Consider the following 21,507-nt stretch of genomic DNA (forward strand, 5'->3'; position numbering starts at 1 on the left):
ATTATGAAAAAGATAAAATTAATGTCATGCATGTGCGTTGCCATCGCATTGTTTGCGTGCAATGATGATCCGGCATACACAATTGCACCGGATAAAAGTACTCCATCTGAGGGAACAGAGAATGTGGTGATAGATATCAGCAAAACCTATCAAACGATAGAAAGTTTTGCGGCATCCGACTGCTGGTTTGCAAATTATATCGGAGAATATTGGACGAATAGTGAAAAGGAAGAAATTGCAAAGCTCCTATTCTCAAGCAATATAAAAAATGGACAACCCGAAGGTATCGGGTTATCAGGCTGGCGTTTCAATTTGGGTGGCGGTACTGCACAACAGGGAGCAGCCAGCGGAATTGCTGATGTTGAAAAAAGAGCCGAATCTTTTATGGATCCGGTAACTGGAACCTTAGATTGGAGCAAACAGGCAGGACAGCAATATTTTATTGACAAAGCGAAAAGCTATGGCTGCTCACAGTTTGTGATGTTCAGTAACACGCCTCCCGTATATATGACTCAAAATGGAAAAGGCTATTCTCAGATGGGCGCTTACTCGAATCTGAAAGCCGATTCGTATGATGATTTCGCAGACTATATTACGTCAGCCGTCAAATATTTTAAAGATAATAAAGCAATCGATTTTACCTATATCAGTCCTGTAAATGAACCTCAGTATAATTGGGATGAACCCAATCAGGAGGGATCGGGTTGGCAAAACAGCGAAATAAAAAAGATTGCTGTGGAACTTGATAAGTCGCTAGAATCAAAAAATCTAACCTCCAAGATATTAGTTGCCGAGTCTGCTGCATGGAATTATATTTATGAGAGTGCCAACGATGCAGGCCGAAATAATGTAATCTCAAATCTATTTAATAGTACATCATCTAATTATATTGGAAACCTCAAACATATAGCACCCGTAATCGTAGGACACAGTTATTGGTTAGATGGCGATTGGGCAACCCTCTTAAGTACAAGAAAAAATGTAGCTTCGAGTGCCGACGCTGCAGGCTTAAAGGTATACCAAACAGAATGGAGTATGTTGGGAGACGGATATAGCAGTAGCGAATTTGTTGGTTTTGATAATGCATCATACATGGATATAGCTTTGTACATGTCGAAGGTGATACATTGCGACTTAGCTTATGCCAATGTTGCCTCTTGGTCATATTGGACAGCTCTTTCTCCGGAGCGCTGGAGCCATAAAAACAGATTTTTACTTATTAAAGTGACCCCTGCGGGTGGTGATTATGGCGATTTTAAACAGAGTGGAACACATGCAGCAACCAAAACTCTTTGGGTATTGGGAAATTACAGTTTGTTTATACGTCCAGACTACAAACGTATTGATTTAGGAATGGCTGATACTTCCAAGGATTTATTCGGAAGTGCGTATATATCTCCGAATAAGAAAGAAGTTGTAGCAGTTTATACCAATCTATCAACCAAGCAATACGATGCCAAAGCTGGTATTAAGAATGTAGAGATTGAGTCTATTAAGACATATACCACAAATCAGAGTCAGGATTTAGCCGAAAATACAATTTCAGATACACAAGCATCTATTTTAATAAACCCTAATTCTGTAGTAACTGTCGTTTATAAATTGAAATAAATAATAATGAATAAATTAAAAATAGTATTCTTGGCTTTGGCTCTGGTATTTTTAGCTCCATCAGGCTATAGCCAAGAATATAAATCGGGACCCGAAGAAAAAGACTATATAGCATATCTCTTCGCCTATTTTAAAGGAAACAACGTAGAAGAAGAGGCTGTTTGTTATGCGATAAGTAATGATGGATACAACTATCTGAGCTTAAATAATAACAATCCGGTCATAGATTCCAAACAAATCAGTTCGACAGGTGGAGTACGCGATCCGCATATTCTTCGTGGCGAAGACGGTAAGACTTTCTATATGGTACTTACCGATATGACTTCCTCTAAAGGCTGGGAGTCTAATCGGGCTATGATACTCCTTAAATCGACCGATTTGGTAAACTGGACATCAAGTATTATTAATATCCAACAAAAATACACGGGTCAGGAAGGCTTGAAGCGTGTATGGGCACCGCAAACGATATACGATCCGGCTGTAAATAAATATATGGTGTACTGGTCTATGAAGCACGATGATGGAGTAGACATTATTTATTATGCTTATGCCAACAAAGACTTTACGGACTTAGAAGGCGAACCTCGTATTTTGTTTTCTCCTCAAAATAATAAATCGTGTATTGATGGCGATATAATCAATAAAAACGGTATTTTTCATCTGTTTTATAAAACCGAGGGACATGGCAATGGCATCAGATTGGCCATGACCGATTCGCTTGCTTCCAACAAATGGATAGAGCAACCCGGATACAAGCAACAAACAAGAGATGCTGTAGAAGGTTCAAGTGTTTTCAAACTAATCAATAGTGAAACATACATATTGATGTATGATGTGTATATGAAAGGTAAATACCAATTCTGTGAGAGTAAAGATCTGGATGTATTTAAAGTGATTGATCAGGATATCTCGATGAATTTTCATCCGCGTCATGGGTCGATAATCCCAATCACTCGTCGTGAATTGAAGGTTTTGACTGACAAATGGGGAATTCCTGAAGGTTTTGAAATGCCATCAACTGCAAATAATCCTGTACTCGAAGGGTATTATGCCGACCCTGATATTTTATATTCAGAGAAAACAAAAAAGTATTATATCTACCCGACAAGTGATGGTTTTACAGGCTGGAGTGGTTATTACTTTAAAACATTCTCGTCTGATAATCTCAAAGATTGGAAGGACGAAGGTGTAATTCTCGATCTGAAAAAAGATGTATCGTGGGCAGATCGTAATGCATGGGCACCCTGTATTATTGAAAAGAAGGTAAAAGGTAAGTATAAATATTACTATTATTTTAGTGCCGCTCAAAAAATAGGGGTGGCTGTGGCTGATAATCCTACAGGTCCGTTTGTAGATTCGGGAAAAGCCCTTATCGATTTTAAACCCGAAGGTGTAAAAGACGGACAGGAAATAGACCCCGAAGTATTTACCGATCCTAAAACAGGTAAGAGTTATCTGTATTGGGGCAATGGCTATATGGCAGTTGCGGAACTGAATGAGGATATGGTATCCATAAAAAAGAATACTATAAAAGTGATGACTCCCGATAAAACATTTCGGGAAGCTATAACTGTTTTTTATCGAAACGGTATCTATTATTTCTTATGGTCGGAAGATGATACCCGAAGTGAAAATTATCGGGTGAGGTATGCAACTTCAAGCTCTCCCACCGGAGTTCTTACTATTCCTGAGAACAATCTGATTCTGGCTAAAGACCCTTCGAAAGGAATCTATGGAACAGGGCATAACTCGGTTTTGCAAATACCAGGAAAGGATGAATGGCGTATTGTTTATCATCGTTTCAGTCGCCCAAACGGTATAAATATGGGAGATGCAGCCGGATATCACAGGGAAGTTTGCATCGATAAAATGGAATTTAATTCGGATGGAAGTATAAAGCCCATAGTTCCGACATTGTAGTTTTAGAAACACTCTATTGGAGCCAATGTTAATATATAGCAGAATTTCCGATGTCATTTCAATTATACTTATTGAGGTAAGTGTATAAAAGCTTACCTCAATAGGTATAATAAAAAATAAATAATTTCAGGAATTATCAAATCATTTCTCTCTTTTTCTGATCTCTATAGCTTTTGGGAGTCATGCCATATTCTTGGGAGAATATCTTGAAAAAATTTCCTCTATTGACGAACCCCGTTTTATATAATATCTCATCTATAGATAAATTAGTTGTTACCAATAATCGCTCAACAGTCTTTAAGCGGTATTCTTTTATCAAATCACTGGGAGTCTTTTCGTTAATAGTCTTAAGTTTTCTGTAAAACTGACGAGTACTACATCCTAAGGCTTGACTTAACATTTCGACTGACAAATTCGGATTTGAAATATTTGTATCTATCTCTTTAAGTACCTTTTCATAAAACTCATTGTCTTCAACATGAGTTAATCGCCCATTTTTCAATTCAAAAGCACTCAATACCGAGCCATAATACTCTTTCAGATCTTCCTTACGTTGGAGCAAGCGGCTTACTATTTTCTCCAGATACTCAACATCAAACGGTTTGGTTATGTATACTTCGGCTCCAGAATCGATTCCCCTCACCTGTTCTTTGATATCTCTTTTTGCAGAAAGTAAAACAAGGGGGATTTGATTTAGGTGTTTATCTGCTTTAATCGATTTTGTTAATGAAATACCATCTATATCAGGCATCATTACATCTGTAATAATCAGATCAACTGCTCCCCGTTTCAGATGCTCGAAGACGTCACCGGGATTGTTAATTGGTATAACATTATATTGCTCTATAAATATGTCTGTAACAAACCACAACATCGAAGGGTCATCATCTATAATCATAATCGTTTGCTTCGATTTATCATATTCCGGTAATATATTATTAAACTCTAATGAGGATACCTCCGGATTAGTTGGGTAAATATCTTGGGGACGAGTGGATTCATTAACCGAAATATCAATTTCCAGTATAGGTAGTACAACTCTGAATACCGTTAAACTATTGAGAACGCTAGTTACCTGAATATCGCCTTTTAGAAGCTTTACCAAATTATGGCAGATTGCTAATCCTAATCCATTACGAGGAGAAACCCCTTTTTGATTCTGAATCTCAAAATTATCAAGAATTGTATATCGGTCGAATATTTTTTGAATATCCTCTTCCTTAATTCCCTTACCGGTATTAGAAATTACAAGATTCAATCTCTCATCTTCAATAAACAGTTCAACTGTTATTTTCCCATTGTCAGATGTATATTTAAAGGCATTAGAGATTAAATTGGTTATTATCTTATTCAGACTATTTTTATCGGAATTCCAAATACAGTTATCCTTTATATTTATTTCATAAATAAAACCTTTTGCATCTGCCAATTCTGAGAAAGATTCAGCTATAATACGTGTAAATTCCGATACTGAAAATCGACAGATGTCAAGCACTTTATTACCTGTTTCAAGACGCCTGAACTCAATCAGTTCCAATATTAACGAATTCAATTTTTCAGCATTTTGTTGTATCAGGCCGGCATACTTATTTATATAACTATCGGAATTTCTATAAGTCAGTATTTTATTGCAAGGTCCATATATCAATGTCAGAGGAGTACAAAACTCATGTGTAATATTTGTAAAGAAACGAAGTTTTGATTCGTAGATCTCTTCCCTTTGTTTTTGGTTCATCTTCTCCACTATATTATTTTGGTTCATTCTATACCATTTCAATATAAATCGAATTGTTATATATACAAGAAGAATAAACAGAAGAGAATAAAGAAAGTATGCCAGATAAGTCTGATACCAAGGAGGTAAAATGCGAATATTAAGAGAATATACATCACTCTCATTACCTGTTATATTATTTCTATATTTGATTTGCAAGGAATAGTTTCCCGGAGAAATATTCGTAAAAGCTGCACTGTTGGAAGTCCCATTCTCAATCCAGTTGTTACTTAATTCACTCAGCCGGTATAAATAAGTATAATCGTTACCATTAATATAATCAACAGCAGTAAACGAAATAGAAAAAAAGTTCTGACTATTATCTAGTGTCAGAATATCTTGTGCGTTCTTCTGTACCAGAAAATCGTTGATATTATATTCTTTGCCAAAGATCGACAACCTGTTAAACTGTATAGGAGGAGTATATAATGAATCAGAAAATTCATTCTTACGTATACTGATAAATCCGTTGACACCTCCGAAAAACATTACTCCTGTCTTTTCATTCTTAAAAGATGCTCCATCACTAAATTCAGTAACTTCGAGCTCATTCTGTTGTTTATAAGTCTGAAAAGTATTGTTAGTTGTATTGAACTTGACTATTCCCTGATTTGTACTGAGCCAAAGGTTACCGTATTTGTCATCCAAAATACCATGTATAGTATTATTCGGAAAGCCGGTTAATTCATTAAATACCTGTTTACCATTGCTATTCATTTTAACCAGTCCATAGCTGGTTCCGATCCAATAACCGTCTTTATTCTGATATATTGAAAAGACATCATTCAAAGTTTGGCTATCGCCTTCTTCATTCAAGGTCAAAATATCCAACTCTTCAGTTAATGTATTTAATTTATAGGCTCCATACCCTCTATTACCAAACCACAGGGTAGAATCATTCTCTTTATGTATAGTAAAGAAATAATTTGAAGACTGTTTTCCTTTATCAAAAATAAAATGCTTTAAAATAGTAAGCTCAGGGTTATCTGCTGTTCCACTGATTCGAGCCTTTATAATACCTTCGCCTACTGTAGCAATCCACAGGATAGAGTCATTAGCTTCACAGATAGAATGTACATATCTTATGGGATCATTGTTATTCTGATTAATAGGAATACGTTTTATTTCGCCACTCTTGTAAGAATAATAGTTTAAGCCTTTTTCAGTACCAATCCATAAAATATCCTTTTTACTTGGGGTAATAACATAGACCGAATTATCGTTAAGCTGGCTATTGCCCGTCAGCAAATGCTCTGTGCTACAGCCTTTATTGGTTGTTTCATTATAATCGTGAATTTTCACAATTCCATCTCCTTTAGTTCCTATCCATAATGTCTGAGTCTTATCTAAGAAAAGTGCCCGCACCGGATTATTTATTTGTGTATGAAAATCTCTGAACAAGGTCGATTTTATAGAATATGAATTCATAAAATACATATACACGCCCTGACCGTCTGTTGCAACCCAAACAATGTCTTGGTATCTATCTTTCCTTAAGGAGAAGATGCCCGATTTAATTTCGATCTCATAAACCGAAAAACGATTCTTATTTTCAGGAATTTCTTCTAATCTGATTAGACCACTACTTTTAAAACCGATGAAGAAATTATTCTTCTGCTTAATAATAGATGATATTTCACCATATTTGGTTACTTCTTTATCGATATTATAGATATAAGTTTTCCGCTTATCTAATGTGCTAAATTCATATAAGTCATGCACCTTATCTACAAAATAGAACTTATTTTCTTCGTAGAAGCACCATAAAATGGGTTTGTCATGATCTAAATATTTTTTTGGACTGAGGCGTATCACTTGCTTATTTCGGGTTAGATCGAAAGTACGATGGTTGCCATCAGACAAAAATATCCAAAGCACATTCAGGTCATCAATAGCCATTTCCAGAATATTATCAAAAACAAGATTATAAACGAAAATCCGTTTAAACGTTTCTTCGCCGGGATCGTAATAATGGATGTAATTATCCTCTTTTACAACATAAATATCATTGTGAATACTCTTGATCAGCTTATTATGTCCTTTAAAATCCGAGAATGTTTTGACGGTACGTTTTCGACTGTTGAATCGGTCTAATCCGTAATTTGTCTGTATCCACAGAATATCATCTTCGGCGTCTAATACCGACTCAATCAAATTTCCGGACAGATTATTAAGACTATTTGTTGGTTTATATATCTGAAAATTTATTCCATCAAACATATTCAACCCATCGCAAGAGCCAAACCACATATAGCCGTTCTTATCTTGGCACATCGACAGAATAGCACTGTTTGAGAGTCCGTTCTTGCTCGAAAATTGCCGTATACTATAGGCATATACGATATTATAAGATGATGTAAAAAATAATAAGAGTAGTAAAGAATAGTAGAATCGAGTAGTTTTCATTATGGTATATACAATATGTTTTTGTAAAGGTTACAATACTCTTTATGCATGAGTATTGTATTTAGTAAAAAAACTTCATTTATCTTGTGAGATAAATTCGAACAAGCTTAAGTGTGAGGTTAACCAAAGTAGTACCAATCAACAGGTTCATCATTGTTACTATGCCCTTATCTATTTGATGTGTTTTATCTTAAATCAAGATCAAGACAAACTCATTTTAGACAGCTATTATTAAGTGGAATGGGGGCTGAAAGATATGTATATACGATAAATATAAAGTCTAGTATTTCGCCAAATAAGTACGGTCTGATGACATTTTTTCGAAAAATACACGATCGTCATAAATACGTATACTGAGGATGTTATTTTTTAATAGTTTTGTATTTGTTGAGAATCAAATTAAGGGCACAGATCTTGTTATTGTTTTGCTGGTATAACAAATATAAATGGTCACAACTATAAAATATACCAATAGATTTTATTCTTTACTTAAATACTGACAGCAACTTATTAACCTCTTTCTGAATCCGGTTTAATAACCAAATCTGACAAGCAAAATCATTCTTAATTTTCCGAATTAGGCAGACGCATGAAGTCGCGTTCAGACTTTACCTTAATACATAATAGAATATAAAATATAGAATCATTAAAAACACAGAGTATGAAATTGAATCTTTTATTGTTAACATTCGTTCTCTCCGGAACATCCTTGTTTGCTCAATGGAAACCTGCCGGAGATAGGATTAAGACTAAATGGGCTGAAACCATCGACCCCAATAATGTATTGCCCGAATATCCCCGTCCTATTATGGAGCGTCCGGATTGGGTAAATCTGAATGGTCTTTGGGAATATTCGATTCAACCCGTAGGACAAAATGAGCCTCAAAAATTTGACGGCAATATACTGGTTCCATTTGCCGTGGAATCGAGCCTTTCTGGAGTACAAAAAGACTTGGGCAAAGACAAAGAATTATGGTATAAAAGAACCTTTAATATCGCTTCGGACTGGAAAAACAAAACTATTTTACTTCATTTTGGTGCAGTAGACTGGAAAACTGATGTGTATATCAACGACATCAAAATAGGCACACATACAGGAGGCTTTACGCCTTTCAGTTTCGATATCACTCCTTACTTAACCTCAGGAAATCAAAAGCTGGTAGTAAAAGTATGGGATCCGACAAGCGATGGCTATCAACCCAGAGGAAAACAAGTAACACGCCCCGAAGGTATTTGGTACACAGGCGTTTCGGGTATATGGCAAACCGTATGGATTGAGCCTGTAAGCAACAAATATATTTCGGGAGTAAATACCGTAGCCGATATTGACAATAATTCATTGAAAATAAACGTCAATACCGAAAAGACAAATCCTTCCGATATAGTTCAAGTAACCTTGAAAGATAACAACAAAGTGATATCAACCGTAAAGGGTGTAGCAGGACAATCATTGAATATCAATGTTCCCAATGCTAAACTTTGGTCGCCCGATTCTCCATTTCTCTATGATTTGGAAGTGGTTCTTTTAGATAATGGAAAGGCAGCAGATAAAGTAAAAAGCTATGCTGCTATGCGTAAAGTATCTATCAAAAAAGATCAGAACGGAATAGTACGCCTTCAATTGAATAACAAAGATTGTTTCCACTTCGGACCTCTCGATCAAGGTTGGTGGCCTGACGGACTTTACACCGCTCCTACAGATGAGGCTTTGGTATATGATATTCAGAAAACCAAAGATTTCGGTTATAACATGATACGTAAACACGTAAAAGTAGAGCCTGCACGTTGGTACACCCATTGCGACAAAATGGGTATTTTGGTTTGGCAGGATATGCCCAACGGAGATGCCTCTCCACATTGGGAAATGCACCGATATTTCGAAGGAGTAGAAAAAGTACGTTCTATTGAATCCGAAAATAATTTCCGTAAAGAGTGGAGAGAAATTATGGACTACCTAAGACCTTATCCTTCTATTGCGGTTTGGGTTCCTTTCAACGAAGCTTGGGGACAGTTCAAGACAAAAGAAATAGTAGAATGGACTAAATTTTACGATCCGTCTCGTTTGGTAAATCCTGCAAGTGGAGGAAACCATTATAAAGTAGGCGATATTCTTGACTTCCATAAATACCCATCGCCCGAATTGATGATGTTTGATCCTGAGCGTGCAACGGTATTAGGCGAATATGGAGGTATCGGACTTCCTATCAATGGTCATATGTGGCAATCGGATAAAAATTGGGGATATACACAGTTTAAAAACGAAAAAGAAGTAACAGACGAGTATATCAAATACAATAATATGCTGATGAAACTAATCGGCAGAGGTATTTCGGCAGCAGTATATACACAAACGACTGATGTGGAAGGTGAAGTAAACGGACTTATGACATATGACCGTAAGGTAATTAAGGTTGATGAGCAAAAGATAAGACAAGCCAACCTTGAAATAAGTAATTCTCTGGGTAAATAGGCTATACATTCTTAGCTTTTTTATAAATTTAAAGTATAAGTCTTGGGTGGTTTTTATTACTCAAGACTTATTCCTATTATTAATCAAACAAAGAAATATACTAGATGAAGGCATACCGATTAAAACTTTTAGTTGTGGCATGTGCATCTTTTTTGGTGAGTTCGGCAGCAACACCCAAGGTGACAGTAATTTCACGCCCCGCAACCGATAGTAAGAATTTATACTACACAAGCAACAGACAACCTTTATTACCCAGTAATTTTATCAAACTTCCTGTAGGTAGTATTCAACCCGAAGGATGGGTAAAGAGATACCTCGAACTTCAACGTGACGGGTTAACAGGTCAGTTGGGAGAAATCAGTGCATGGCTGAATAAGGAAAATAATGCATGGCTTGACAAAAGTGGAAAAGGCGAATACGGATGGGAAGAAGTTCCTTACTGGCTCAAAGGTTACGGAAACCTTGCATATATGCTCAACGATCCTAAAATGATTGAAGAGACCAAAACATGGATCAATGCTGCTTTATCGAGTCAACGTGAAGACGGCTATTTTGGTCCTTGGGTTGAAAAAGAGGGTAGACCCGATATCTGGGGAAATATGATAATGCTCTGGTGTCTTCAATCTTATTATGAATATTCAAACGATCAAAGGGTAATACCTTTTATGACTAAATACTTCGAATGGGAGAATAATCTGCCCGACTCTATGCTTCTTAAAGATTATTGGGAAAATAGTCGTGGTGGCGACAATATCTATAGTGTTTATTGGCTTTACAATATTACGGGTGATAAATTTCTGCTCGATCTGGCGACAAAACTTCATCGTAATACAGCCAATTGGATGCAAACCGATAATCTACCCAACTTGCATAATGTGAACATTGCACAATCATTCAGAGAGCCTGCAACCTATTATCTTCAAACACATGATAAAACACATCTGCAAGCTACTTATGACGATCACTTCCTGATTCGTAAATGGTACGGACAAGTGCCCGGGGGAATGTTTGGTGGTGATGAAAACTGTCGTAAAGGATATCACGATCCACGTCAGGGAGTAGAAACTTGCGGTATGGTTGAGCAAATGGCATCCGATGAAATATTACTAAGAATTACAGGCGATCCGCTTTGGGCTGATCATTGCGAAAATGTAGCCTTCAATACCTATCCTGCAGCTGTGATGCCCGATTTTAAGTCGCTTCGTTACATCACTTCACCCAATATGGTATTGAGTGATGATAAAAACCATAGTCCGGGAATAGATAATACGGGACCTTTCCTGATGATGAACCCCTTTAGCAGCCGTTGTTGTCAGCACAATCACGCTCAGGGATGGCCTTATTATGCGGAAAATTTATGGATGGCAACACCCGATAATGGTTTACTCGCTGCTTTGTATGCCGAAAGTTCGGTAAAAGCGAAAGTAGGAAGCAAGGGTCAGACTGTAGAATTAGTACAAAAAACGCATTATCCGTTTGATGATCAGATAAACATCGAAGTGAAAAGCGGTAAAAACGTAGAGTTTCCGTTATATTTGCGTATTCCTGAGTGGGCAGATAATGCTACGGTGAAAATTAATGGCAAAGTTGTGAATGTGAAACCGGAGACCTCTAATTATATACGGATCGATAATGTATGGAATACAGGAGATATTGTTAATCTGACTTTACCTATGAAACTGAAAACCGATACATGGGCACAAAATGGAAATAGTGTAAGTGTGAACTATGGTCCACTGACCTATTCTCTGAAAATAGACGAGAAATATATCGAAAAAAGCAGTATAGAAAGTGCAATAGGTGATTCGAAATGGCAAAAAACGGCAGATCCGTCTAAATGGCCTTCTTTCGAAATTCATCCCAATTCATCGTGGAATTACGCTTTGGTATTCGATCAAAACAATCTGGATAAATCATTCAAAGTTGTAAAGAAAAGCTGGCCTGCTGATAATTTTCCATTCACATTGCAATCGGTACCTATCGAGATTCAGGCAACAGGTTGTATTGTTCCCGACTGGAAAATAGATGAATATGGCTTATGTTCTTTTGTGCCTGTAAGTCCGGTGGCAAAAACAAAAGTAGAGAACATCACACTTGTTCCGATGGGTGCAGCACGTCTGCGTATTTCGGCTTTCCCAACAGCGAATTAATGGAAACTAAGGTCTCCGACCTTACCTTATACTAAAATATACATGAGAAAATTATTATTTATGGGAATAGCAGCCTTTTTACTGCTATCACCTTACAATCTGAATGCACAAAGCAACAAAAAAGCAAAGTCTTCAATGAGCGGTAATCCTGTATTCGAAGGTTGGTATGCCGATCCCGAAGGCATAATTTATGGGGGTACTTATTGGATTTATCCGACTTGGAGTGATCTATATGAGAAACAGACGTTCTTCGACTGCTTTTCATCCAAGGATCTCGTAAACTGGACAAAGCATGAGAGCGTATTGGACACGACTGCGATAAAATGGGCAAAAATAGCGATGTGGGCACCATCCGTTATCAGTAAAAACAATAAGTACTATTTATTCTTCGGAGCCAATGATGTGCATCCGGGTGAAATCGGCGGAATTGGTGTTGCAATAAGCGACCGCCCCGAAGGTCCTTACAAGGATTTAATAGGAAAACCTCTTATCAATGAAAATGTGAACGGGGCACAACCTATCGACCAATTCGTTTTTAAAGATGACGACAATACCTATTACATGTATTATGGCGGATGGGGGCATTGTAATATGGTTAAACTGAATGACGATTTTACGGCTTTAGTTCCATTTGATGACGGTGAAATGTACAAAGAGGTAACTCCTCAGAACTACGTTGAAGGACCTTTTATGTTTAAAAAGAATGGCAAGTACTACTTCATGTGGAGTGAAGGCGGATGGGGAGGACCCGATTATTCGGTGGCTTATGCCATAGCCGATTCGCCTTTCGGTCCATTTAACCGTATCGGGAAGATATTGGAGGAAGATGCCACTGTTGCTACAAGTGCAGGACATCATTCCATTATGCATGTACCTAATTCGGAAGACTATTATATCGTTTATCACCGTCGTCCGCTAGGCGATAAGGCACGCGATCATCGTGTGACTTGTATTGATAAAATGACATTTGACAAAGATGGATTTATTAATCCCGTGAAGATAACTTTTGAAGGTGTAAAAGCCAGAAAAATAAAATAAGGCTTCATACCTTTTTATTTCATTGGTAAGTATTATAACTTAAGACTGTTATAATCATAAAATACAGCAATAAATTTTATTCATTAATCTTACTAAATAAAACACTATTAAACTAAAAGAATGGAGCAGACTCAGACTATTATACCTAAGAAACGGATCAATTCGATTGATGCACTTCGGGGATTTGCATTATTGGGTATCTTATTATTTCATTGCATGGAGCATTTCGATCTCGCGTATCCTCCTACTCTTAGTTCACCTTTCTGGCAATCGGTGGATAATATAGTATTGGGAACTATTACTTTTTTGTTTGCGGGAAAATCTTATGCCATATTTTCGTTGCTTTTTGGATTGAGCTTTTTTATGCAGATGGATTCTCAGGCTGATAAAGGAGTCGATTTCAGGCTTCGCTTTCTTTGGCGGTTGACTATTTTGCTAGTTTTAGGATACCTCAATGGACTTATATATATGGGCGAATTTTTCTTCGTATATGCTGTTGTAGGCGTCTTTATTATCCCTCTTTATAAGGTTACGACCAAATGGCTGGTAGTACTTCTTATATTACTTCTGTTACAGATTCCCGACATAATCAATTTCTTTTCGTTATTGAGCGGCAATGCACCCAACGAACCGACCAGTCTGGTTAAATATATGGATGATTTATATGCTGAGGCTGTAGATGTTTTTGCCAATGGATCATTTTCGGATGTATTAGCATTTAATGTTTGGAAGGGATTATCCGCTAAAATGTTATGGGTATTAGTTTATGCCCGTTATCCTCAATTATTGGGATTGTTTATTGCCGGAATGCTTATCGGTCGTTTGGGTATACATAAGAGCGAGGAGAAGATGATCAAATACAGCAGTAAGGTTCTGCCTTATGCTATTGTAGGATTCGTTATTTTTTACAGTATAATATTATTTCTTCCACATTATGTTGATGGATTTACTCTCAATGTAGGTACTACATTATTCAAGGCATATGCGAATTTGAATATGATGGTGATGTATATATGTATCTTGACACTTTTATATTATAAAACTAAAACTCGTAGTATCTTAGATCTGATAGCTCCTGTAGGGCGTATGAGTGTTACCAACTACATGGTGCAGAGTTTCGTCGGGGTAATATTATTTTATGGATTTGGTGCCAATTTAGCAACAAAACTAAGCTTCTTACAATGCTTCTTACTAGGTATGGCTATCTACATTATTCAAGTGAGTTATAGTAATTGGTGGATGAAAAAATACTATTACGGACCTGTAGAGTGGCTTTGGAGAACAATAACCTGGTTTAAAGGCGTTCCTTTTCTTCGTAAATAAACGCTTGTTTCACTCCATATGTATGTAATAAAGGCTGCTCATTTGAGCAGCCTTTATCGTAATTAAAACAATCATCTAATAAAACCTATAGAAAAACCTAAGACCATATATTTTATTTCAGTTTAACCACTTGAGAATATATTCCTTGGTCTGCACCTTTTGTCCATACACAAATACGCCCAAAAAGGAATTTCGCCTTAAGAGCTTTTTCATTCAGTTCGGCAGTATAGTTTACCTGTCCCGTTTTTACATCATCTCCGGTAAAATCTTTACGTAAAACATTAAAACCATCGTCAACAAAAGTCGTAGAGTTTAGCAGAAGTATAACTCTGTCTATTTCGGCAGTTGCCACAATACGATTTATTGTCAATGAGGCATTCATCGTATTACCCGATAATGAAATCTCGGCATTTGAAATTGTAAAATAGGGAGTAACTTTAAACTCTATTGTAGTTGATCCGCTTACCGTAATTAATGTTGTATCACGGGTATTTACCCAAGGACCGTTATTGTTTCGTGTTACCATCTTATATTGTCCGTTGAAAAGCTTTGCCGAGAATGTACCTTCTTGTCCCACAAATACCTCGATTGGGTCATGTTTATCATATCCGTCCTGATACAATTGCAGGCGAACACGTTCATCCGTACCCCTTACATTTATGGCTTCACCATTGTATGTAATTCTTCCTGTTAAAGTAGATTCGGGTTCATCGTAATTATCTTTTCCACAGCCGCTAAATAGTATCAGCAATGAGATTATAGAGAAATAACATATTCTTTTTTTCATATTTATATACTTCATAATTATTGATAAGGGTTTTTCACTAGTTTCGGATTATTATTTAACCATCCGTTATCCAGTTCATTATAATAATGTCTCAGTTCGAAATTCAAGGCATTGGGATAAATGAAATTCATGTCTTTTTCAACAAATACCCATTTACCATTATTGGGATTACCTTCGGCAACAACTCGATACGGCCATAAACCCAATCGGTTGGCAGTTCGGCTGGCTTGATTACCATTCCATGTCTTATCGGCCAGACGCCAGCGTTTCATATCCCAGTAACGCTGATCTTCAAAAGCAAACTCAACACGCCTTTCATGTATAATATTTTCGAACGTAACGGTTGCTAATGGCTGTACTCCTGCACGATTACGCACTGCATTGATATATTTAACGGTATTGGCATCTCCGCCTCCATAAAGCTCATAAGAGGCTTCGGCAGCAATCATATATGCTTCTGCCATACGGAAACGCACTCCCCAGATTTCTGACCCGCGACCTACTGTACCCGAACCTTTGGCCTCATCTAAGAATTTACGAACGGAGAAGCCTGTTTTATTTACTAATCGCAATGTCGAATTGTTTACAGGGCCATTAGGTGAAGTTATCAGATTTCCTTTGTCATCCTTATCTCCTGCATTTCCTTCTTTTTTAACCCATTTTCCATTTTCCTGATTTAATTGTCCGACTTGAAGCACGACTTCCAAGCCTCTGAATAATGATCCCGGATATAGCACAGTGCCTCCTAAACGAGGGTCTCTTTCTTTGAATAGCTGATCTGGTGTTTCATAGAATATCGGAGTTCCTGCAGCAAGATCACCTGTTTTGAATTTGCTACCCTGCCCCGGAGTTGGTGTATCAATAGGTTCATATTCTTCCACCAGATTCAAGAGTACTGATAAATAACTGCTTTGCGCATCTTCAGCGAAACTTGTAGGCAGATTATCTTTTGTAAAGGCATGAGTTTGTCCCGGATAAATATAATCGCGAGCCCAGATCACTTCTGTATTATTATCTTTCACTGTAACTGCTTCGTAGAAGTTTCTCGCTTTATCTTCGGGTCTTCTGTCCTGTAACGAATAGGGACTGTTTTCGATAACCTCTTTTGCAGCCGCTAATGCTACTTTATAATATCCCTCGGCTTTTGCTGCATCTATACCCACTTCTTTTCCCGGAGTTTCGACAGGAGCTACCATGCGGTTGTTGTATCTGGCAATTGAAGCCGCATATAATGCTGCACGAGCTTCCAGCATTTTTGCGGTCCATCTATTAGCCCTTGCCGAGTTGGTCGTTTTAGTGGATAACATCATTTTCGAAATTTCATTGCATTCGCTTATAACATAATCGTACATCGCTGCTTCTGTAGCCCGAGGTATCTGCAAAGGAGTGATGTCCATTCCCGGAGTATAGGTGAACACTTCATCTCCAACAATAGGCATTCCCCCTAATCCCCGACAGGTATTAAAATAAATCCATGCACGTATCAAGCGTGCTTCGCCAAACAAAGGAGCTTTCTCTTCTTCGGTAAGAGCCGTGCTCTTAGTTAACCCTTGGATAAACTGGTTGATGTTGCGTATCAAACCATAATCATAAACTCTCCACCTATTACGGTCAAATTGATTTACATTGTCAAAATCATAACGCATAGCATCATCAAGTCTGGTGAAATCATATAAATCGCCCTGAACATGCTGTCCGAAACTAACACGTTCATAGAAATTCGCTAAGACCGATTTAATCAGATTCGGATCGCTATACACCTGATCTTCTGTCAATATTCTGTCCGGAGTCTGATCCAGAAAGTCACTGCAACTCCCCATTGATAATACAATAGCCAGAGCTGCTGCCAGATAATATCTTTTTTTCATTGTTAATTAAAATTTAAGGTTTAAGCCAATATTAACCATACGCATTGTAGGATAACCCAAGCCATTGTCGTCTTTTTGTTCAGGATCAACACCCATTACATTACTTAAAGCGAACAGATTATTACCGCCGATATAGACTCTCAAGCCTGTTATGTTGACCTTAGTCAGTACCTTTTTAGGCAGATTATATCCAAATTCGAGATTCCGAAGTTTAATATATCTTACATTGCTTTTCCAATAGGTACTGTTCCAGTAGTTGCTGTGATCACCCATATTAAGTCTTACTAATGGATATTTACCCGAAATTATATCGCTGTTTGGATCCCATATATCAGCAAGACGCCAACTGTTTTTCAAAATTTCGGAGGGTGTATTGCCATTATTCTGAAAAGGAATCTGTTGTTCCCAACGCTGCCAGTAAGTATTTAAAGTCGATCCGGTAAAGTCGAAACCTAAATCGAAGCCTTTCCATTCAAAAACAAAATTGAAACCGAAGTTAAAAATAGGAGTTCCATCCTGACGATAACCGATAGGGCGTTCGTCCATCCCATTGATTACACCATCTCCGTTTACATCTTTGTATTTGATATCTCCGGGCATAAGGGTTGAATTACCCTTGCGGTCATTATCAATCGTATAGTTTGCGATTTCCTCCCAGCTTTGAAATTGTCCGATAGCTTCGAGTCCCCAGTTTACATAACCATATCGTTGGTAGATACTGTTACGGTATACATCCCAAGAATTACTTTTGCGGGTATCGTATTGTTCCCAATCGTAGAAACGGGCATAGGTTGCATTTACAGCAATACTGTAATTGAATTCATCTACCTTATCTGTCCAGCGAACCATAAAGTCTACACCTCTGTTTGCATCGGAGTTAAGATTCTCTCTGGGCAGGTCAAAGCCCAATTCGGAGGGAAGAAGTACATCATAACGGGCAGCGGGCAGTCCTGTACGCTTACGGTTGAAATAATCGAATTGACCTGTAAGACGATTATTCAGGAACGAAATATCGAAACCGACATTCAGAATCTTTGCTTTTATCCACGATAGAGTAGTAACCGGCAGACCCCGAGGTTTTGTACCTACTACATACCCTCCGTCTATAACCGATCCTCCCTGATTATAGTCGTATCCTGTCATATAATCAAAGGCACCGTAACCGTTTACATTATCATCTCCAACAAGACCATAAGAGCCTCTAAATTTAAGGTCACTTATTATGTTAGTGATTTTACTCTCCTGCCAGAACTTTTCTTCAGATATTCTCCATCCGATAGATGCAGAAGGAAAAAATCCCCAGCGATCGTTTGGTGGAAACTTCCACGATCCATCATAGCGTCCTGATAACTCGAGTAAGTATTTGTCTACATAGTTATAATTGATACGCCCTATCCAGCCTAAACGTGCTTGTGTATTGGCTCCGTTATCATTAAACGATTTAATCTCCTTGAAATTGATTAAATGCATATTATCGGCTACCGGCCTGCTATAAATGGTAGAGCTTGGGTCGCGGCGTTGAATGGTTTCCATACCGGCAACAGCATTCAAAGAATGTCCTCCAAATTTACCGTCATAAGCAACCTGAATATTGGTACTGATTTCTTCCACATATGCGTTTACACGCTCACGGTACGGATCGCTCATTGCATAATCAACAGGATAAGTATCCGTAGCCTCATCGTAACGATACAGCTTATATGGATATTCCTGAATATCGTTTACTCTATTGGCATAGTAATAGCTGCCCAGTGCTTTTACCTTGAACCCGTTCAACAGGTCATACTCTGCATTTGCCTGAAGCTGTATTACACGCCATTCATCTTTATTATATCCTGACAATGCATAATTCATCACCGCAAAGTTTGTTTGGGGATCATCGCTTACTTTTTGTGGATAAAGCGGATTATCATTGGCATAAGGTCTTTTTGTAGGAAGGTTTCGAAATACAGCAAAACGAGGCAACCAATAATCATCACCTCCGGGTGCTCCCGGATTTTTCCGGGTTTCAATCCGTCCATTCATACCGGCTCCCACTTTTAACCGTTCGTTAATCTGTGTGTCGATATTCATTTGGGCATTGGTACGTTTAAATCCGCCATAATTCTGAACAGTAGCGTCTTGATTGAGATGCCCGACAGAGATATAATAATTGGACTTATCCGATCCTCCCGATACATTTAAGTTTGTATAATATTGTGGAGCAGATGTCCAGATATAATCATACCAGTCAAAACCCTGATATCCGGTTTCAGTTCCATCCATCCATTTCTTATACTCTTCTTCATTATATGTACGCTGACCTCCACGCAAGGTTTCAGCCTGAACATAGCTGCTTACATATGTTTTGGAGTTAGATTGCTCGGTAAATTTGAAATTGTCCTGCCAGCCGTAATAAGCGTTCAGCGAAACTACATTCTTCGTATTCCTTTTTCCCTTTTTAGTAGTAACAACTACAACTCCATTAGCTGCACGAACCCCGTATATAGATGCCGACGCATCTTTCAATACGGTAACGGTCTCAATATCGTTGAAATCAATATTGTTAAATTGTCCTCCATCTGATTGAATCCCATCAATTACATATAAGGGACTTCCCATATTACGGATACTAATATCAGTAGATGCCCCCGGACGTCCGTCGGTTTGCCTTGAATTGACCCCTGCGATTTTACCGACTAACGAACCCGAAGCTGTTGTTGCAAATGAACGTGAAATATCCGAAGCTCCGAGAGTAGAAATAGCACCGGTCAAAGTAACTTTTTTCTGCGATAGACCGAATCCGGTAACTACAACTTCGTTAAGAGCCTGAGAATCTTCCTTCATCTCAACTCTTATCCTGTCATTGCCTCCAACACTAATTGTTTGGGTTAAAAAACCTAAGTAGGATACCTCCAGTACAGACTTAGCGTCGACATTCAGAGAAAAATTACCATCAATATCGGTAATAGTTCCATTCGAGGTACCTTTCTCTTTAACAGAAGCTCCAATAATCGGAGCACCCAGATTATCGACAACTAATCCCGTTATAGCTTTTTTTTGTTGCTGAATTTCATTTGCATTAAATATGGTATTTTGATTTTCGGCAGAGGCAATTACATTGCCCGATATCGGAGGGAGTATTGAAAGAGCTACTAAGCATAGCCGCATCTTCCATTCCCTATTCCTCCAATTAAATAAAGGTTTTTTATTCATAGTTTATTAAGTTAAAGAATTAAAGTAAAGTTTTATTTTAGGTCAACTTGGTATTCAGAAAAGGCATGTATCAACAAATCGTATTTTGTAATAAGGTGTTGTTTTAGGTATTATTTAAACTCAACAATAGTATTAGATTGGGTATAAAGTCTGCAATGTAGGAGGAATCGATATTTGCCTACATACGAATTTAAGCCAGATTAGTACAGCCCTTTGCAGAGGAGATTAAACATACTTTTTTGTCACTTTATCGTACATTTTAAATTTGTACTTAAATCTCTGTAAGAAAGAAGTGCGAAAGAATAGTATTCAATGTAGATTTTGTATTTTTGATAAAATATCGGGACTCATAATTGTAATAAATAACTATGTCCAAAATAGATAAAGAAGCTTTTACTCAGGCAGTATATGATATTGTGAGAACTATACCTCATGGACGTGCAACCAGCTACGGAGCTATAGCCAAAGCTGTAGGATATTATAATATGTCGAGATTGGTAGGACGAGTCATGAGTGAATGTAATTCGTCGATAACAAATATCCCTGCTCATAGGGTTGTGAACAGTCAGGGAATACTATCGGGGAAAGATGCTTTTGGTGATTCGTCCGAAATGCAGGAGTTATTAGAAGCGGAAGGGGTTATCGTTTCGAATAATAAAATTAAAAACTGGAAAACAGTGTTTTGGAATCCTCTTGACGAGATAAATATTTAATACATCCGATTCTGCATTAACATATTTTACCACACTTACATTTGCTATTCAAAATAACATCATATCTTTGTAGCACTTTATATAATCTTTTATGTTTACTACTAATAAGTATCTGGTGTTGTAAATAGCTTGTATTAATCAATACATGCTATCCCCTCATCTATTTATCGGACATACTAATCTGTCTGATACTTTTCTTACATCCATTTTCACAGAATAACATCATAATATTCATACCTGATAAGAGGTAGT

11 protein-coding genes are annotated in these 21,507 nt (G+C 37.5%); 7 read left to right on the forward strand and 4 right to left on the reverse strand.

Features of this window, described 5'->3' with window-relative positions; genetic code table 11:
- Positions 1-3: 3 nt before the first annotated feature.
- A complete protein-coding gene (locus G7050_RS08375) occupies positions 4-1,611 on the forward strand; it encodes a glycoside hydrolase (protein ID WP_166113864.1) in 1,608 nt (535 codons plus the stop codon).
- A 3-nt stretch (positions 1,612-1,614) separates the two neighbouring features.
- Entirely contained in the window at positions 1,615-3,531 is a 1,917-nt protein-coding gene (locus tag G7050_RS08380) for a family 43 glycosylhydrolase (RefSeq protein ID WP_166117676.1), read from the forward strand.
- A gap of 136 nt (positions 3,532-3,667) precedes the next feature.
- Here G7050_RS08380 and G7050_RS08385 read toward each other — a convergent pair whose 3' ends face one another.
- Positions 3,668-7,711 carry a two-component regulator propeller domain-containing protein gene (locus tag G7050_RS08385; RefSeq protein WP_166113867.1) on the reverse strand — a complete coding sequence of 1,348 codons (4,044 nt, stop codon included), beginning with the start codon at positions 7,709-7,711 and terminating at the stop codon, positions 3,668-3,670.
- Positions 7,712-8,372: 661 nt separating this feature from the next.
- On the opposite strand from G7050_RS08385, the gene G7050_RS08390 reads away from it, so the two are divergent.
- The 4 genes from G7050_RS08390 to G7050_RS08405 all read left to right on the forward strand — a co-directional run bounded on the left by G7050_RS08390 (position 8,373) and on the right by G7050_RS08405 (position 14,692).
- Entirely contained in the window at positions 8,373-10,181 is a 1,809-nt protein-coding gene (locus tag G7050_RS08390) for a glycoside hydrolase family 2 protein (RefSeq protein WP_166113870.1), read from the forward strand.
- A 104-nt stretch (positions 10,182-10,285) separates the two neighbouring features.
- Positions 10,286-12,331 carry a beta-L-arabinofuranosidase domain-containing protein gene (locus tag G7050_RS08395; protein WP_166113873.1) on the forward strand — a complete coding sequence of 682 codons (2,046 nt, stop codon included), beginning with the start codon at positions 10,286-10,288 and terminating at the stop codon, positions 12,329-12,331.
- Between the two features lie 36 nt (positions 12,332-12,367).
- Positions 12,368-13,369 (forward strand): glycoside hydrolase family 43 protein, encoded by a 1,002-nt coding sequence (locus G7050_RS08400; protein ID WP_370521955.1) that lies wholly within the window; start codon positions 12,368-12,370, stop codon positions 13,367-13,369.
- 120 nt (positions 13,370-13,489) lie between these two features.
- On the forward strand, positions 13,490-14,692 hold the full coding sequence (locus tag G7050_RS08405; RefSeq protein ID WP_166113879.1) for a DUF418 domain-containing protein: 1,203 nt from the start codon (positions 13,490-13,492) through the stop codon (positions 14,690-14,692).
- 112 nt (positions 14,693-14,804) lie between these two features.
- On the opposite strand, the gene G7050_RS08410 is transcribed toward G7050_RS08405, so the two are convergent.
- Genes G7050_RS08410 through G7050_RS08420 form a run of 3 tightly spaced genes read right to left on the reverse strand, consistent with a single transcriptional unit; the run spans position 14,805 to position 20,542 of the window.
- On the reverse strand, positions 14,805-15,479 hold the full coding sequence (locus G7050_RS08410) for a DUF3823 domain-containing protein (RefSeq protein ID WP_166113883.1): 675 nt from the start codon (positions 15,477-15,479) through the stop codon (positions 14,805-14,807).
- A gap of 17 nt (positions 15,480-15,496) precedes the next feature.
- Entirely contained in the window at positions 15,497-17,347 is a 1,851-nt protein-coding gene (locus tag G7050_RS08415; protein ID WP_166113886.1) for a RagB/SusD family nutrient uptake outer membrane protein, read from the reverse strand.
- A 6-nt stretch (positions 17,348-17,353) separates the two neighbouring features.
- A complete protein-coding gene (locus G7050_RS08420) occupies positions 17,354-20,542 on the reverse strand; it encodes a TonB-dependent receptor (RefSeq protein WP_166113889.1) in 3,189 nt (1,062 codons plus the stop codon).
- 368 nt (positions 20,543-20,910) lie between these two features.
- On the opposite strand from G7050_RS08420, the gene G7050_RS08425 reads away from it, so the two are divergent.
- Positions 20,911-21,255, forward strand: a complete 345-nt coding sequence (locus G7050_RS08425; RefSeq protein ID WP_166113892.1) for an MGMT family protein — start codon at positions 20,911-20,913, stop codon at positions 21,253-21,255.
- Positions 21,256-21,507 lie beyond the last annotated feature (252 nt).

Origin of the sequence: Dysgonomonas sp. HDW5A (assembly GCF_011299555.1) — a bacterium.
GTDB lineage: Bacteria > Bacteroidota > Bacteroidia > Bacteroidales > Dysgonomonadaceae > Dysgonomonas_A.

What these genes read in the sequence shown, in the direction of transcription:
- G7050_RS08375 (WP_166113864.1), top strand. Translation starts at nt 4, where the DNA reads ATGAAAAAGATAAAATTAATGTCATGCATGTGCGTTGCCATCGCATTG.
- G7050_RS08385 (WP_166113867.1), bottom strand. Translation starts at nt 7,711, where the DNA reads ATGAAAACTACTCGATTCTACTATTCTTTACTACTCTTATTATTTTTT.
- G7050_RS08390 (WP_166113870.1), top strand. Translation starts at nt 8,373, where the DNA reads ATGAAATTGAATCTTTTATTGTTAACATTCGTTCTCTCCGGAACATCC.
- G7050_RS08395 (WP_166113873.1), top strand. Translation starts at nt 10,286, where the DNA reads ATGAAGGCATACCGATTAAAACTTTTAGTTGTGGCATGTGCATCTTTT.
- G7050_RS08405 (WP_166113879.1), top strand. Translation starts at nt 13,490, where the DNA reads ATGGAGCAGACTCAGACTATTATACCTAAGAAACGGATCAATTCGATT.
- G7050_RS08410 (WP_166113883.1), bottom strand. Translation starts at nt 15,479, where the DNA reads ATGAAAAAAAGAATATGTTATTTCTCTATAATCTCATTGCTGATACTA.
- G7050_RS08415 (WP_166113886.1), bottom strand. Translation starts at nt 17,347, where the DNA reads ATGAAAAAAAGATATTATCTGGCAGCAGCTCTGGCTATTGTATTATCA.
- G7050_RS08420 (WP_166113889.1), bottom strand. Translation starts at nt 20,542, where the DNA reads ATGAATAAAAAACCTTTATTTAATTGGAGGAATAGGGAATGGAAGATG.
- G7050_RS08425 (WP_166113892.1), top strand. Translation starts at nt 20,911, where the DNA reads ATGTCCAAAATAGATAAAGAAGCTTTTACTCAGGCAGTATATGATATT.